Below are 16,765 nucleotides of genomic sequence, written 5' to 3' on the forward strand. Positions count from 1 at the left end.
CTCAGTCCCTTACTTCGCAGCCGTGGGGATACCGGTGACCTTGATCGCCGTGTACTGCTGACGGTGACCCTGGCGGCGGCGGTAGCCGGTCTTGTTCTTGTAGCGAAGGATGTCGATCTTCGCGCCCTTGTGGTGGTCCACGACCTCGGCCTGGACCTTGATCCCGGCCAGCACCCACGGGTCGCTGGTCACGGCGTCGCCGTCGACCACGAGCAGGGTCGAGAGCTCGACCGTGTCGCCAACCTTGGCAGTGGAAATCTTGTCAACCTCAACGATGTCACCGACAGCAACCTTGTGCTGACGGCCACCGCTGCGCACGATGGCGTACACGCGGATCTCTCTCTCGCTCGGAACGGATCCCCTGATGCCAGCCACTCGCACGGGCCGGGGCCCGTGACGGTCCGGAAGGACGAACGGCCTCCCCCGGGGACGTGCCACCGGGAGGGATGTGCTCAGGAGGGCAGGCGCACATGAACACGCCGACGGCCAAGAGTACGGGCCGGGGTCCGAGGGGGTCAAACCGGGCCGAGTACCCGTCCGCCCGCCCGGGACCGCCGAAGGCGCCGTCGCGGACGACGCGGGCGCCGGACCGGACCGGCCCCGCACCGGCGCTGCCGCGCCCCGTGCAACCCGAAGCGTAATCTGGCCGTCTCACTGTTCATCCGACCGTCGCATTGTTCGACGAACGGTGGGCCGGGGAGCTCTATGCTTCCGGGCGAATCAGCTCCCGGAAGGCGCAAAGACGTGAAGTACAGGGTTCAGCCCACCGCCCAGGTCGACGAATCCGCCGAAATCGGCGAAGGCAGCAGCGTCTGGGAACTCGCCCAGATCCGAGAAGGCGCCCGACTCGGGCAGGCATGCGTGATCGGTCGCGGGGCCTACGTCGGCACCGGGGTCCGGATCGGGGACAACGTCAAGATCCAGAACTACGCCCTGGTCTACGAGCCCGCGGAACTCGGCGACGGAGTCTTCATCGGCCCCGCCGTGGTCCTCACCAACGACCACAACCCGCGGTCGGTCGCCCCCGACGGCACCCAGAAGCGCGGCGGCGACTGGGAGGCCGTCGGCGTCAGGGTGGAGGAGGGCGCGTCCCTCGGAGCCCGTTCGGTCTGCGTCGCCCCCGTGCGGATCGGCCGATGGGCCATGGTTGCCGCGGGTGCCGTGGTCACCAAGGACGTGCCGGACTTCGCCCTCGTCGTCGGCGTGCCGGCCCGGCGGATCGGCTGGGTCGGCCACAGCGGGGTCCGCCTGGTCGAGCGCGAGGACGCGCCCGGTACCTGGGAGTGCCCCCGGACCGGTGCCGCTTACGAGGAGAAGGACGGCGTACTGACCGCGCGTTGAGCGCACCCACCCGTGGCCGGCGCCCCGGCCACCGGTTCCCCCGGACTCTCGTCGCCGAAACGGACGGGACCGGGCGCCGAAACCGTTCGCAGGACCGGCCGGGCGCACCCGCACCCCGGCAATTACATACCATTGCCTGACTCACCCCATCTGTGACCTGAACCAGAAGAAGAGTGCTTTGTGAAAGTCATCAGCATCGTCGGCGCCCGTCCCCAACTGGTGAAGCTCGCACCGATCTCGGCCGCCTTCGCAGGTACGAAGCACGAGCACGTCATCGTGCACACCGGACAGCACTATGACGCGAACCTGTCCGATGTCTTCTTCGACGGCCTCGGCATCCCCGCACCCGACGTCCATCTGGGGATCGGCTCGGGCAGCCACGGCGTGCAGACCGGTTCGGTGCTCGCCGCGCTCGACCCGGTACTGGAGCGCGAGAAGCCCGACTGGGTCCTGGTCTACGGGGACACCAACTCCACCATCGCCGGTGCCCTGTCGGCCGTGAAGATGCATCTCCCCGTCGCGCACCTCGAAGCGGGACTGCGGTCCTTCAACCGCCGGATGCCCGAGGAGCACAACCGTGTTCTGACCGACCACTGCGCCGATCTGCTCCTGGCCCCGACGGACGAGGCCATGCGCCACCTCGCGGCCGAAGGACTTGCCGAGCGCAGCGAGTTGGCGGGCGACGTCATGGTCGACATCTGCCTCCGCATCCGGGACGGTGTCGCCGCGGGCGCCCATCCGGCACCCGCGCTGCCCGAGGGCATCGACGCGGCGAAGCCCTTCCTGCTGGCCACGCTGCACCGGCCCGACAACACCGACGACCCCGAGCGGCTCGCCGCGATCATCGACTCGCTGGCCGCACTGCCCCTGCCGGTCGCCCTGCTGGCGCACCCGCGGCTGGTCGCCCGCGCCGAAGCGCACGGAATCGAACTCGGCCGCGGCTCCGTGCACGTCGGCGAGCCGCTCCCGTACGCGGGCCTGATCGCCGCCGTGCTGGCTTCCTCGGGCGTGGTGACGGACTCCGGGGGCCTGCAGAAAGAAGCGTTTCTCCTCAAGCGCATCACCACAACGATCCGCCCCGAGACGGAGTGGGTGGAGACCGTACGGACGGGCTGGAACATCCTGGTCCCGGACCCGCACACCATGGACCCGGCGGCGTGGGCAGCCACGGTGACGCGCGCCGCACCGGCGGCTGATCCCGGAACCCCGTACGGCGACGGACATGCCGCAGAGAACGTTGTCCGCATCCTGGAAGAATGGAAAGGGGGCAGCCAGCAGGCATGACCTGTGCGGCGCCGGATACGGCGCTCATCCGTACATGTCACCGTGCTAGCGTCACCCATCATGTCAGTGTCCCCCCGTTTTGCGCTGCCCACGGCGGCCGAGCGGCCTCATGTGGTCTACCTGGCCATCGGCTTTCCGCCGGCGGCGAAGAGTTGCGCCTACCGCATGCGTGAAACCGCCAATCAGTTCACCAACGCTGGCTGGGACGTGACTGTCGTCACCATCGCCCAGGAGTCGTGGGAGCGGGACTCGGGTGTCGACCTCACGCTCCTCGAGCAGGTCGACCCGCGAGTCAAGATTGTCGAACTGCCCATCGCCCGCGAGGACCTGGAGACGGACATCCGCCTCTTCGACGAGGCGCGGGCCCTCCAGCCGGTGGCGTGGATGAACGATCTGCGCAGACGCCAGATGGCCCACTTCCCCGAGCCGACCTTCGGCTCGTGGCGCGGGGACCTGGAGCAGGCGGTTCTGGACATCCACCGGGACCACCCCGCGGATCTCCTGCTGGCCAGCTGCGTCCCGTACGTGAACCTCGCCGCGGCCTGGAAGCTGTGGGAGGAGGCCCGGGTTCCGTACGCGGTCGACTTCCGTGACGGATGGTCCATCGACGTGGTCGAGGGCATCGAGGCGTTTTCCCGCGACTCGGAACTCGGTCGCTGGGAACAGAAGATCCTCGACCACGCGGTGTCGCTCTGGGTGGTCAACGACCCGATCGCGGAGCACTACCGGACGCGCTACCCGGATTTCGCCGACCGCGTCCGTGTCGTGCGCAACGGCTACGACGCCGACAGCTCTCCCAACCGGGTGCACCGGGCGGACCCGGACGCCGGTCTCGTCTTCGGATACCTGGGCACCGTGAACTTCACGGCCCAGCACCTGGAGACCGTGCTCAACGCCTGGCGTGCGGCACGTGAGCAGGAGCCGTTGCTGGCCAACGCCCGGTTCGAGGTCCGTGGCCACATCGGTGCGGGATCCAGCCGAGGCAGCAACCGCCACGTGGAGATCCTCAAGCAGGCGGAGGCCGACGACGTCCACTTCGGCGGCCCCGCCGCCAAGGCGGAAGTCGCCTCCATCTATGCCCGCTGGGACGCGATGGTCCTCATCCTGATCGGCGGACGCTATGTGACCTCCGGCAAGGTGTACGAGTACATGGCCACCGGCCTGCCGATCGTGTCGGCGCACGTCGTCGAGCACGACGCGTCGAACGTTCTCGACGGCCACCCCCTGTGGACCGGCGCCGTCGGTCTCGACGAGGAAGCCCTGGCCCAGTCGTTCGTCCGAGCCGCGCACATGGCGGCGGACACGAACGAAGAGGTCCACGCCGAGGCGATGACCCACGCCGACCAGTTCACCCGCGAATCGCTCATGACCGTCGCCGTCAAGGAACTGATCGAACAGTTGGCCACGGACCGAGCCGCAGAAACCGACTCGGCGGGCACGGCATCCCTCGCCCAAACGTCGTTCGTTCCGGGAGGACCCGCGTCGTGACCGACGTCCTGCTCATCGCCACCAGCAGACCACAGCTCGGTGTGCTCACCGACTCCGTGCGTACGTTCCGCGACCGCGGCGCGAATGTGTACCTGGCCGGAACGTTCCGGATGGCACCGATCGCGGAAGAACTCTCGCAGGTGGGACTGAACGGCCTGCACCAGCTGCCGCACAATCTGGCCGCACGCAGTTCCGTCATGCGCCGCAAGGCCAAGAAGTCGCCCGCCGGCATGCGGGCGTGGATGCAGTCGAGCCGGGACCGGTGGCTGCGACAGCACGCCCGCAAGGCGCAGGTGTTCGTGGCGCTGGACCCCGGTGCTGTCTACACCGTGTGGCGCCTGGCCCAGTACAACACCACGGCGGAGGCGCACTTCGGTTTCGCCCCGGCGCTCAAGGCGCTGGACAAGCTGCGCCAGTCGGCGGGCGGCGCCCGTCAGAACCTCCTCCCGCCGCTCGGTGTCGTGGCCCGCGACGTACGCCGCTCCCTCGACGGCGTCCCCGCCACCGTGATGCGTGCCGCCACCGCCCGGCCCGTGATGCGCTCCGCCGTCGGCGCCAGGCTGTGGCGTTCCGCCACGGTCGTGCCGGGCATCCCGGACAACGTGCGGGCCGCCACTTCCCGCTACGTGGCAGAGGGCATGCAGTGGGCCGGACGCACCAGTGGTGCGGCCATAGCTCTCACCTCCGCCGCTTCGAAGATCCCCGATCTCGCGCTGAGGGCCGACCTCTTCCACGAAGGCGTGATGACCGAGATCGCCAAGGGCATCAGCCCGCGCGACCTCGGCAAGGCCGTCGACGCACATCTGTTGCACGCCGACGAGCGGTATGCCAAGGGCGACCACGAGGCCGCGTCCGAGGCCCTGAACCGGGCCCTGTCGCTGCACTTCCACCGTGTCCTGCACATCGACCAGCTGAGTTCGCCGATCGCGGAGGACGCGCAGAAGTTCATGGCGCGTCTGCGCCGCTCCGAGGCATTCCGCGCGGTCTCCCGGCCGCGGGGCAGGAAGCAGCCGCCGGCCCCCGTCCCCGCCGACCGGCCGCTGCGCCTTCTGGTGACCACCAGCGCCAACGTCAACTTCCTGCACCACATCCTCGCCCGCTACGGCAACCATCCTCAGGTCGAGTTCCGGTTCCTGGACCTCGCCGCGCAGAGGCAGCTCAAGCAGATAGCCTGGGCCGGACGGCGCGTCCTGGAGGACCGGCTGGCCGACGGCACATCCACCTACCAGGCGGATGTCGAACGGCTGATGCGTCCTCATCTGGACTGGGCCGACGTCGTGTTCCTCGACTGGTCGGTCGGACCGGCGGCGATGCTCACCACCATCGATCCCGGCGACACCAAGATCGTGGTACGGCTGCACAGCTACGAGGCGTTCACCCGCTGGCCCCACATGACCGATTTCTCACGGATCGATGATCTCGTCTTCGTCGCTCCTCATGTCCAGGACCTGGTGAAGTCCCTCGTTCCCCAGCTGCGGGGCGACGACGCGCCGCGCATGCACATCCTGGACAACGCCATGGAGCTCTCGGGCTTCGTCCGCCCGAAGTCCGCCGAGGCCCGCTTCAATCTCGGTCTGATCGGTGTCAGCCAGGTGGCGAAGGACCCGCTGTGGGCCGTGGATGTGCTGAAGCGCCTGCGCAAGCAGGACGAGCGCTACCGGCTGCTGCTGGTGGGCAACGACATGGACCCCAAGACGAGCAGGGCCACGAAGGACTACCGGAAGCAGTTCGAGAAGGAGCTGGAACCGCTCGTCGAGTCCGGAGCGGTGGTGCGGCTCGGACCCACGGACGATGTGCCCGCCGCGTTGACGGACATCGGCGTGATCCTCAGTTCCTCGGTGCGCGAGGGCTGCCACGTGGGTCTGATGGAGGGCGCCGCAAGTGCCGCGGTCCCCGTGGTCCGCGACTGGCCGTTCTACTCCGGTCAGGCCAACAGCGCGCGCACGCTCTACCCCAAGGGATGGGTCGTGGCGTCCCCCGAGGAAGCGGCGGAACGCGTTCTGGAGGTGACCGCCACCGAGAGCGCCTGGGAGAGTGCCGGTCGGGCGGCCTCCGACCACGCGGTCTCGACGTGGGACTGGTCCGTCGTGCAGAACCACTTCGACGAGGTGTTCCTCGACCGGGGCTGAGCCGATCCGGTTCCCGGTCCGGTCGGGAACCGGACCCCCGCATGAGGCGAAGGGCCCCTCCCCCACATCGAGTTCGTGGGGGGGAGGGGCCCTTCGCCCTGTTCCCGAACGGTCAGGCCGACGCCTCGGGATGGCGGAGACACCATCCGGCCCAGGCCGATGCCACCATCGCCCGGATGTCGTGCCGGGCGGTCCAGCCCAGCTCCCGGTGGATGAGCTCGGCGGAAGCGACCACCCTCGCGGGATCGCCCGCCCGCCGCGCCCGCGCCTCGGGCTCCACGTCCTCGTGACCGGTGATCTTCCGGATCGCGGTCACCATGTCATGGACCGACACGCCCTCACCGCGACCGATGTTCAGCACGAGCGAGGCCGACGGATCGTCCTCCAGCCGTGCCACGGCGGCCACATGGGCCGTCGCGACATCCTCGACGTGAATGTAGTCACGGACGCACGTGCCGTCCGGCGTGGTGTAGTCATCACCGAAGACGAGCGGAGCCTGGCCAGCAGTGAGCCTCTCGAACACCATGGGCACCAGGTTGAAGATGCCGTCGTCGCCCAGTTCGGGCGATACCGCCCCCGCCACGTTGAAATAGCGCAGCGACACCGTGGCCATGGCATGGGCCCGGCCCGTGGCCGACACCAGCCACTCCCCGGCCAGCTTCGTCTCCCCGTAGGGGCTCATGGGCAGGCACGGCGTCTCTTCGGTGACCAGGTCCACGTCCGGCATTCCGTACACGGCCGCGGAGGACGAGAAGAGGAAGCGGCCCACGCCTGCCGCGACCGCCGCGTCGAGTACCACCCGCAGTCCGTCGACGTTCTCGCGGTAGTAGAACAACGGCTTCTCGACGGACTCCGCGACCTGCTTCTTTCCCGCGATGTGGAGAATCCCGCCGATGTCGTACTGCCGGATCACCCGGTCCAGCAGGTCGCGGTCCAGGACCGAGCCGACCTCCAGCGGCACGCCGTCCGGCAGCCGGTCGGCAGTGCCCGTGCTCAGGTCGTCCAGGACGACGACCCGGCGGCCGGCATCGGCCATCGCCTTCGTCACGTGCGAGCCGATGTAGCCCGCTCCGCCTGTGATCAGCCAGGTCATCGGTCAGCCGCCGATGACGACGCGGCGGACGCCTTCCCAGCGGGCCGGGTCCGTGGTGCGACGGCCGTCGACAAGGACCCGGACGTCCGGGAGGTCGACGGCGGCCAGCTCGCGGTACTCGGCGTGGTCGGCCTGGAGGATCGCGGCGGTGACGGTCTGGCCCTCGTGCGGGACGAGGCCGTGCGCGGCGAGTTCCTCGGACGTGTACATCGGGTCGGAGACGAACGGCACCGCGCCACGCGCCTTCAGCGCCTCGACGGTCGCGAAGACACCGGAGAACGCCGTCTCCTTCACGCCGCCGCGGTAGGCCGCACCCAGCACCAGCACGCCCACCCCGTCCAGGTCGCCGTAGGCGGCGGCCAGCAGGTCGACCGCGTACTCGGGCATTGCCGCGTTGGCCTCTCGCGCCGAACGCACCACGGTCGCCGAGGGGTCGTTCCACAGGTACATCCGCGGGTAGATCGGGATGCAGTGGCCGCCGACGGCGATGCCCGGCTGGTGGATGTGGCTGTACGGCTGCGAGTTGCAGGCCTCGATGACCTTGAGGACGTCGATGTTCTGCTGGTCGGCGAAGCGGGCGAACTGGTTCGCCAGGCCGATGTTGACGTCCCGATAGGTCGTCTCGGCGAGCTTGGCGAGCTCGGAAGCCTCCGAAGTACCCAGGTCCCAGACGCCGTTGGCCCGCGGAAGGTCGGTGCGGTCGTCGAAGTCCAGGACCGACTCGTAGAACGCGACGCCGTGCGCGGTGGATGCCTCGTCAATCCCGCCGACCAGCTTCGGGTACCGGCGCAGATCCGCGAAGACCCGGCCGGTGAGCACGCGTTCCGGGGAGAACACCAGATGGAAGTCCTCGCCCGGCTTGAGGCCGGAACCCTCTTCGAGCATCGGAGCCCAGCGGGTGCGGGTGGTGCCGACCGGCAGTGTGGTCTCGTAGCTGACCAGCGTGCCGGGCTTGAGACCGGCGGCGATCGCCCTGGTCGCGGAGTCCATCCAGCCGAAGTCGGGCGTTCCCTCGGCGTCCACGAAGAGCGGGACGACGACCACGACGGCCTCGGACTCGGCCACCGCCGCCGCCGTGTCCGTCGTGGCGCTCAGCAGCCCGGCCTCGACGGTCTCCTTGAGCTTGATGTCGAGGTCGTGCTCGCCGGGGAACGGCTCGACGCCGGCGTTGACCAGCTCCACGACCTTCTCGTTGACGTCGGCACCGATCACCCGGTGGCCCTTGGCCGCGAACTGCACGGCGAGCGGCAGACCGATCTTGCCGAGGGCGACTACACAGATGTTCATGGTTACTTCCTCTTGGAGCGCATGACGCGGATCAGTCGGGATCGCAGCCGCGAGGCCAGCGGCTTCTGGAGCAGATGGAGCGGGCCGGTGCTGATGACCACGCGCCCCTTGGGGTTGAGCTGTGCCGCCGCCCGGCACGGCTTCTTCTCGCCGTGCCAGCAACGAGCCAGCGGCATGGGCAAGCCGTCTCCCCGCACCGGGATCTCGTACGTGTCCCCGGCCACGTCCACGAAGACGCGGAGGCCGCGTTTGGCCTTGCGCGGCTCCAGGGGGATCAGGGCCCGCAGCAGGGTGCCGTCACCGTCGGGCATGACCTCGCGGGCGAACTCTCCGGTGACGGACGGCAGTTGGTGGCCGTCCGGCAGTCGGCGGGCACGAGCCTTGTCGGCACTCTTGGGCATGGCGCCCTCGACGAGACGCACCACCAGGGAGCCGGTCTCACCGACGACACCCACACTCGCCGTCAGTGCGAGTGAGAGTCGGTCACCGGCCTGAACCCATTCCGCCTCGATCAGCCGTGTCCGGTCCGCCAGGCGCCCGGGGACCCTCTCCCCGACCAGTTCGAAACAGCGGTCGGGCAGTTCCAGCGCAGCGTCGCGAAATCCGGGGTACCGGGCGAAGGCCCGGCCGTTCTCCAGGTGGAAGGGGGGTGCCCCGTGTTCCGCCTCGTCGCTGATGGCCCGGCAGAGTGCGTCCACGGCACCGTGCTGGGCCAGCCGGAGCCGTGCCCGCAGCTTGACCGGAAGCCCGTCGCTCAACGGGTCCGTCAGATAGGAGTCGGCAAGCCGCGCTATGCCGGCGCAGATCTCGCGCTTCGTCCCGTCGTCGAGATCCACGAAATCGTCCTGGATGAGCTTGGAGAGCTCCCAGGTGAAATGGCGCTTGAGAACGGCGTCCCGCTTCGGCCCTGCCTCGATCAGCCCGGCCGCGTGATCCATGATGACACCGGTGCAGCGCAGCCGCGAGAGGTGATTGGCACGGTAGGTGATGTTGCTGGAGTCCCCGCGCTTCACCGCGTAGTAGCAGGTGTAGTCGGCGACCACGGATATCCGGCGGGCCCGGACGCACGCCTCGATGGTGAAGGGCTGGTCGCTGCCGACCGGCAGGTCCTCGGAGAAGCGCAACTTGTGCTTCTCCACCATGTCGCGCCGGAACAGCTTGGTGTTGGCCAGGGCGAAGGGCAGTTCGGGACCGTAGAGGCTGACGTCCAAGTCGCTGGTCTTGTAGAGCGACTGGCGCACATAGCGGCCGTTGGTACCGACCATCTTGCCGACGACCACATCGGAACCGTTGGCGTCGGCGCAGGACACCAGTCGTTCCAGCGCCTCCTCGCCCAGGTAGTCGTCGGAACCGATGAAGTAGACGTATCTGCCGGTGGCCAGTTCCAGCGCCCGGTTGCTGGGCATCGCAGGGCCACCGGAATTGGTCTGGTGGACGACCTTGACCGTGCCGGGGTACCGCTCGGCGAACCGGTCGAGTTCGGCACCGCTTTCGTCCGTCGAGCCGTCGTCGACCGCCACGACTTCGATCCGGTCGAGCCCGATCGACTGTCCCACCAGCGAGTTCAGACACTCGGTCAGGTAGGGCATGGTGTTGTACACGGCCACGACAACCGTGACATCGGGAGCAGGAGAGGGATCGGGATTGCCGGTCACTCGGTCACCTCGGTGCAGCTCTCGACGGATGTGCCCATCCGTCGGGGGAGCGGCCTCGTGCCGCGCTCATGCGCCATCTGCGACGGGCTCCCCTGTGGAAGTCGTGATGGTGCGTCCTGTCCTGGCCGACTCGAGTATCGCGGCGGCCACTTCCACCGTACGCAGCCCCTCCGCCAGCGTGCAGATGTCCTTGGAGACGCCCAGTACCGCGTCCCGGAACAGCTCGTGCTCGACGAGCAGCGGCTCGCGCTTCGGGATCGCGTAGCGGATCATGTCCCCCTCGGAGACGCCCCGGAATGCCTGGAGCGCCTCCCACTCGGTGGCCACGGCGGCGTTGGAGTGGAAGGTGAGGTCCGCGGTGAGGGTGTCGGCGATGAAGGTGCCGCGCTCGCCGGTGACCGAGGTGAAGCGCTCCTTGAGCGGGCTCAGCCAGTTCACCAGGTGGTTGACCATGGTTCCGTCGGAGAGCTGTCCCACGGCGGAGACCATGTCCTCGTGCGGGCGGCCGGACTTCGAGACGGTGTGGGCGGCGATGGACGTGTAGGTCTGGCCCGTCACCCAGCCGGTCAGGTCGATGTCGTGGGTGGCGAGGTCCTTGACCACGCCGACATCGGCTATCCGGTGCGGGAACGGACCCTGGCGACGGGTGACGACCTGGTACACGTCGCCGAGTTCGCCGGCCTCCAGGCGCGTGCGCAGCGAGCGCAGCGCCGGGTTGCAGCGCTCGATGTGGCCGACGCCGGCGACCAGGCCGCGCGACTCGAAGGCGTCGACGAGGCGGCGGGCGCCCTCGACGGTGTCGGCGACCGGCTTCTCGATCAGCGCGCAGACACCGGCCTCGGCAAGTTGGAGGCCGACCTGCTCGTGCAGCGCGGTGGGGCAGGCCACGACCGCGTAGTCGACGCCGAGCGCGATGAGCTCGTCGACGGTGGACAGCACGGGGGCGCCCTGCGCCCAGCCGTTCTTGTCGCCCATCGGGTCGACGACGCCGACGAGGGTCACGCCGTCGAGCCCGGCGAGGACGCGGGCGTGGTGGCGGCCCATGGAGCCCAGGCCGACGAGCCCGGCCCGCAGCTGTGCGGTGGTCACAGGTTCTCCCCCAGTGCGTTCACGGCGTCGGCGATTCGCTCCAGGTCGCCCTGGCCGAGGGCCGGGTGGACCGGCAGCGAGACGACCTCGGCCGCGGCGCGCTCGGTCTCGGGCAGGTCCCAGGTCCGGCCGGCCTTCTGGTCCGGCTCCCAGTACGGCTTGAGCCGGTGGATCGGGGTCGGGTAGTAGACGGCGTTGCCGATGCCCGCCTCGGTGAGCGCGGCCATCGCGGCGTCGCGGTCGCCCCGCACCCGGATCGTGTACTGGTGGTAGACGTGCCGGGCGCCCTCGGCGACCGGCGGCGTCGTGACGTTCGGGGCGGTGATGTGGGCGTCGAGGAAGGCGGCGTTCGCCTGGCGGCGCTCGGTCCAGCCGGCCAGCTTGGTCAGCTGGACACGACCGACGGCCGCGGCCACGTCCGTCATGCGCATGTTGGCGCCGACGATCTCGTTGGCGTACCGCTGCTCCATGCCCTGGTTGCGCAGCAGCCTCAGGGTGCGGGCGATCTCGGCGTCGGCCGTGGAGATCATGCCGCCTTCAAGGGAGTGCATGTTCTTGGTGGGGTAGAAGCTGAACGTTCCGCCGGCGCCGAAGCTGCCGACCGGGGTGCCGTTCAGCGCGGCGGCGTGCGCCTGGCAGGCGTCCTCGACCACGGAGAGCTTGTGCTTCTCGGCGATGGCCATGATCCTGTCCATCGCCGCCGGGTGACCGTACAGGTGCACCGGCATGATCGCCGCCGTGCGGGGCGTGATGGCCGCCTCGACGGCGGCCGGGTCCAGACCGAAGCTGCCGGGCTCGATGTCGGCGAAGACCACGTCGGCACCGACCAGCCGGACGGCGTTGGCGGAGGCCGCGAAGGAGAACGACGGGACGATGACCTCGTCACCGGGGCCGATCCCGAGGGCGAGCAGCAGCAGGTGCAGCGCGGAGGTACCGGAATTCACCGCGACGCAGTGGCGTCCGGCGACGAGTTCCGAGAAGCCCTCCTCGAAGGCCGCGACCTCCGGGCCCTGCACGACGCGACCGCTGCGCATCACGCGCACCACGGCCTCGATCTCTTCGTCACCGATCGCCGGCCGGGCAGCAGGGATGGTTTCCCTGGGGTCGCTCGACATGGACATCCTCCTTGAACACCGCAAGAGCTGTTACCGGCGACTCCAAGGACGTGCGATACCGGCACGTGGTTCCGCCGCCTCGGCGCATTGCCGATTCTGTATCAATATATTGCGTTCAAATCACCCTTTGACCCAGGGAGTGTCACACCTGAGTTGCGGAGGGTGGTCCGTCCTGCCGAAAGCGGGCCGCCGTACCGATGAGCATCCTCGTGAGCACGCTCAGGAATGCCCTATTCGACGTCAGCCGCGTCACATTATCAGGATTTTCACAGCAAGTTTCGTTCAGGTCAGGGCCGATGAGGCACCGTCCACACGCCCCGCACCCACCGGACACTCGCCCGACACCTGCCTGTCACCCGCCTCTCACCCACCGAAGAGGCGCGGGCCCGCGCACGGGCTCGCGCCTCTTCCGACAGGGTCCGACGGCCCCGGGTCAGCTCTCGGTGTCGACCGACACGGAGGGCTGCGCCGACTGCTCGGCCGCGACCGTCTTCTTCGCCGCCGCCTTCTTCGCCGTCGTCTTCTTGGCCGTGGCCTTCTTGGCCGTCGTCTTCTTGGCGACGGTCTTCTTGGCCGTGGTCGTGGCCTTCTTCGTGGCCGCCTTCTTGGCCGTGGCCTTCTTGGCGGTCTTGCGGGCCGCCTTCTTGGCCGGTGCCTCGGCTGCCGGCGCCTCGTCCTCCGGCGCCGCCGGGGACTCGACGGCCCCGCTCGGCTCGGCGGCGGGCGCCGGGGCGGCGTCGGACTCCGCCCCGGTGGAACCGGTCACCACGACGACCTCCGCCGCACCCGCACCCGTCGGCGAACCAGCGGGGGCGGTGACCTTGCGGGTCACCCGGCGGCGGACGCGCGGCGGAGCCGCCTCGGGGACGACCTCCTCCGTCGCCGCCTCGGGCTGTGCGGCCTCGGCCACCGGGGCCTCGGCGGCGGCCGGGACCACCACCGTCGCCACGTCCTCGACCGGCTCGGCCGGGGCCGGCGAGCCCGCCGGGGCGGTCGCCTTCCGGGTCGCCCGCCGACGCGTGCGTGCCTGCGGGGCCTCGACCGCGGGGGCCTCGGCAGCGGCCGGCTCGGCCTCCACCACCGGCTCGGTCTCCGCGGCCACGACCGGCTCCGGCTCGGCCGTCGGGGCGGGAGCCGCCGCGGCCTTCGGGGCACCGGCGGGTGCCGACGCCTTGCGGGTCGCGCGGCGGCGGCCACGGCCGCGCGAGGCAGCCTCCTCGGCCTCGGCGGCGCTGCTGTACAGCTCCTCGTCCGGGGCGAACTCCGGCTCGGGCAGCGCCACCGGGGCGGCCACCTCGGCAGCGACCTCGGCCTCGGTCTCGACAGCGGCCTCGGTCGCGGCGGTCTCCGCCACGATCTCCGCCACGTGCTCGTGGTCGTGGCCCGCGCCGCGGCCGCGCTTCTTGGAGCGCTTGCCGTTGCCGCCGCCACCGGCCGACGTCGGCTGCTCCATGTGCACGATCACACCGCGTCCGTTGCAGTGGACACAGGACTCGGAGAAGGACTCCAGCAGCCCCTGGCCCACCCGCTTGCGGGTCATCTGGACCAGACCCAGCGAGGTCACCTCGGCGACCTGGTGCTTCGTACGGTCGCGTCCCAGGCACTCCAGCAGACGCCGCAGCACCAGGTCCCGGTTGGACTCCAGCACCATGTCGATGAAGTCGACGACCACGATGCCACCGAGGTCGCGCAGCCGCAGCTGACGCACGATCTCCTCGGCCGCCTCCAGGTTGTTCTTGGTGACGGTCTCCTCAAGGTTGCCGCCCTGCCCGGTGAACTTGCCGGTGTTGACGTCGACGACGACCATCGCCTCGGTCTTGTCGATCACCAGCGAGCCGCCGCTCGGCAGATAGACCTTGCGGTCCAGCGCCTTCATCAGCTGCTCGTCGATCCGGTACGTCGCGAAGATGTCGACCTCGGAGGTCCAGCGCGACAGACGGCCCGTCAGGTCCGGTGCCACCTGCGAGACATAGCCGTGGATGGTGTCCCACGCCTCGTCGCCGCTGACGATGACCTTGGAGAAGTCCTCGTTGAAGATGTCGCGGACGACCCGGACGGTCATGTCCGGCTCACCGTAGAGCAGCGTCGGCGCGTTGGAACTGCCGGTGCTCCTGGACTTCTTCCGGATCTCCTCCCACTGCTGCTGGAGGCGCTCGACGTCGCGGCGCAGCTCGTCCTCGCTCGCGCCCTCCGCCGCGGTGCGGACGATGACGCCCGCGTCCTCGGGAACGATCTTCTTCAGGATGGTCTTCAGCCGGGCCCGCTCGGTGTCGGGCAGCTTGCGGCTGATGCCGGTCATCGAGCCCTCGGGCACATAGACCAGGTAACGGCCGGGCAGCGAGACCTGGCTGGTCAGACGGGCGCCCTTGTGGCCGATCGGGTCCTTGGTCACCTGGACGAGGACGGACTGGCCGGACTTGAGCGCGGTCTCGATGCGGCGCGGGCCATGGGCCATGCCGAGCGCCTCGAAGTTCACCTCGCCCGCGTAGAGCACGGCGTTGCGGCCCTTGCCGATGTCGACGAAGGCGGCCTCCATGGACGGCAGTACGTTCTGCACCTTGCCCAGGTAGACGTTGCCGACGTAGCTGGTCGCCTGCTCCTTGTTGACGTAGTGCTCGACGAGCACGTTGTCCTCGAGAACGCCGATCTGGGTGCGCTCGCCGCTCTGGCGGACGACCATGACCCGCTCCACCGCCTCGCGGCGGGCCAGGAACTCGGCCTCGGTGATGATCGGCACGCGGCGGCGGCCCTGCTCGCGCCCCTCGCGACGGCGCTGCTTCTTCGCCTCCATCCGGGTCGAGCCCTTGATGGACTGGACCTCGTCGAAGCCCGTGCCCGGCTCCCGCTCCTCCTTCTTGCGGGGCTCGCGGACCTTGACGACCGTGCGCTCCGGGTCGTCCGTGCCGGCCTCGATGTCGGCGGTCGCGTCACCGCTGCGGCGACGGCGGCGACGACGACGGCGGCTGCTGCTCGTGCCGGAGGCGGACGCCTCGTGCTCCGCGTCCCCCTCCTCCTCGGTCTCCGGGGCGCCCTCGTGCTCGTCCTCGGCGTGGTCGGCGGGCTCGGTGCCGGCCTCCTCGCCGTGCTGCTCCAGGGTCTCGTCACCCTCGTTATTCTCGCCCCGACGGCGGCGGCGGCCTCCGCGGCGGCGACGGCGTGCGGGGCGGTCCCCGTACTCGTCGGTCTCCTCGCCCTCGTGCTCTGCCTCGTGCTCGACGTGCTCCTCGACCTCGTGCTCGGCCTCGTGCTCGACGTGCTCCTCGACCACCGGGGCCGCCTGCTCCGCCTCGACGGCCTCGGCGGCCTCACCGCGGCGGCGGCGACGGCGACGCGAACCGGTCTGCGGCGCGGACTCGACGGCGGCCGGCTGCGCCTCGGCCGTCTCCTCCTCGGCCTCCGCGGTCTCCACGGTCTCCGTGTGACGCGAAGCGGCGGCAGCGGCAGCGGCGGTCTCCGGCGTCTGGAACATGGGCTCGGTGAAGACCGGTGCCTGGAACACGGCGACGGCGGGCCGAGCCGCGCGACGGCCCTTGCGCGCCGGCTCCTCGTCCTGGGCGGTGAACTCGGGCCGGCCCGCGGGAGCGGTGGCACGACGACGCCGACGGCCGTGCGGTGCGGCTTCCTCGGCCTCGGCCGGCTCCGGCGTACCGGACTCGGTGCGGCCCTCCGCGGTCTCGGTGACGGCCTCGTCGGTCCGGGGGGTCTCCGCGGCCTTCGGGGCGCCCGCGGGAGCGGTCGCCTTGCGCACGGCACGACGACGCGGACGCGCCGACGGCGCGGCCTCCGGCTCCGGAGCGGTCTCGGCCTCGGCCGCTGCCTCAGCGGCCTCCTCCTCGGCATCCTCGGCGGCGGCTTCCGCCGTGGGCGCGGCGGGCTCGGTCACCGCCGCGGCGGGCTGCGGGGCGCCCGCCGGGGCCGATGCCCTGCGCCGGGTGCGTCCGCGCGGCGCGGACTCGGCGGCCGCCACGGGGGCCTCCTCCTCGGCGCTCTCGACTGCGCGGGCGGGTTCCACGGCCTCGACGGCTTCGACGGCCTCGGCGGCCTTCGGCGCACCCGCCGGAGCCGTCGCCTTGCGCACGGCACGACGACGCGGACGCGCCGGCGGCGCCTCGACGACCTCGGCCTCGGTCACGGCCTCCGCCACCACCGGCTCGACCACGGCCTCAACGGCTTCGACAGTCTCGGCAGCCTTCGGCGCACCCGCCGGAGCCGTCGCCTTGCGCACGGCACGACGACGCGGACGCGCCGGCGGCGCCTCGACGACCTCGGCCTCGGTCACGGCCG

At 70.3% G+C, this 16,765-nt stretch carries 11 protein-coding genes; 4 read left to right on the plus strand and 7 right to left on the minus strand.

Translation table 11 applies throughout. The annotated features are described in order from the left end of the window. Nucleotides 1-9: 9 nt before the first annotated feature. A complete protein-coding gene (gene rplU / locus ACFC79_RS05400) occupies nt 10-330 on the minus strand; it encodes a 50S ribosomal protein L21 (protein WP_045947825.1) in 321 nt (106 codons plus the stop codon). A 414-nt stretch (nt 331-744) separates the two neighbouring features. Between rplU and ACFC79_RS05405 the strand changes: the two genes are divergently transcribed. The 4 genes from ACFC79_RS05405 to ACFC79_RS05420 all read left to right on the plus strand — a co-directional run bounded on the left by ACFC79_RS05405 (nt 745) and on the right by ACFC79_RS05420 (nt 6,242). After that, nucleotides 745-1,341, plus strand: a complete 597-nt coding sequence (locus tag ACFC79_RS05405; protein WP_376235481.1) for an acyltransferase — start codon at nt 745-747, stop codon at nt 1,339-1,341. A gap of 180 nt (nt 1,342-1,521) precedes the next feature. Then, on the plus strand, nt 1,522-2,625 hold the full coding sequence (gene wecB / locus ACFC79_RS05410; RefSeq protein ID WP_376235483.1) for a non-hydrolyzing UDP-N-acetylglucosamine 2-epimerase: 1,104 nt from the start codon (nt 1,522-1,524) through the stop codon (nt 2,623-2,625). Between the two features lie 165 nt (nt 2,626-2,790). Next, nucleotides 2,791-4,113, plus strand: coding sequence for a glycosyltransferase (locus ACFC79_RS05415; protein ID WP_376235826.1), 1,323 nt, complete (start codon nt 2,791-2,793; stop codon nt 4,111-4,113). Next, the gene (locus ACFC79_RS05420) at nt 4,110-6,242 is read left to right on the plus strand and encodes a glycosyltransferase (RefSeq protein ID WP_376235485.1); all 2,133 of its coding nucleotides are present in this window, start codon (nt 4,110-4,112) and stop codon (nt 6,240-6,242) included. The genes ACFC79_RS05415 and ACFC79_RS05420 overlap by 4 nt, the downstream gene beginning before the upstream one ends. Nucleotides 6,243-6,354: 112 nt before the next feature. Here ACFC79_RS05420 and galE read toward each other — a convergent pair whose 3' ends face one another. From galE to ACFC79_RS05450, 6 genes are all read right to left on the minus strand, one after another. Then, nucleotides 6,355-7,335 carry a UDP-glucose 4-epimerase GalE gene (gene galE, locus ACFC79_RS05425; protein ID WP_376235488.1) on the minus strand — a complete coding sequence of 327 codons (981 nt, stop codon included), beginning with the start codon at nt 7,333-7,335 and terminating at the stop codon, nt 6,355-6,357. A gap of 3 nt (nt 7,336-7,338) precedes the next feature. Continuing rightward, complete coding sequence (locus tag ACFC79_RS05430; RefSeq protein ID WP_376235490.1) at nt 7,339-8,622, minus strand: nucleotide sugar dehydrogenase; 1,284 nt, start codon at nt 8,620-8,622, stop codon at nt 7,339-7,341. Between the two features lie 2 nt (nt 8,623-8,624). Further along, nucleotides 8,625-10,277, minus strand: a complete 1,653-nt coding sequence (locus ACFC79_RS05435; protein ID WP_376235493.1) for a glycosyltransferase family 2 protein — start codon at nt 10,275-10,277, stop codon at nt 8,625-8,627. A gap of 66 nt (nt 10,278-10,343) precedes the next feature. Beyond that, the gene (locus tag ACFC79_RS05440; protein WP_376235495.1) at nt 10,344-11,366 is read right to left on the minus strand and encodes a Gfo/Idh/MocA family protein; all 1,023 of its coding nucleotides are present in this window, start codon (nt 11,364-11,366) and stop codon (nt 10,344-10,346) included. Next, nucleotides 11,363-12,487, minus strand: coding sequence for a DegT/DnrJ/EryC1/StrS family aminotransferase (locus ACFC79_RS05445; RefSeq protein WP_376235498.1), 1,125 nt, complete (start codon nt 12,485-12,487; stop codon nt 11,363-11,365). The genes ACFC79_RS05440 and ACFC79_RS05445 overlap by 4 nt, the downstream gene beginning before the upstream one ends. 427 nt (nt 12,488-12,914) lie before the next feature. Beyond that, nucleotides 12,915-16,765 (minus strand): Rne/Rng family ribonuclease (locus tag ACFC79_RS05450; RefSeq protein WP_376235500.1); only part of this gene is annotated, 3,851 nt, incomplete at its 5' end.

It is taken from the genome of Streptomyces sp. NPDC056061 (assembly GCF_042266885.1).
In the GTDB taxonomy this organism is placed as follows: Bacteria; Actinomycetota; Actinomycetes; order Streptomycetales; family Streptomycetaceae; genus Streptomyces.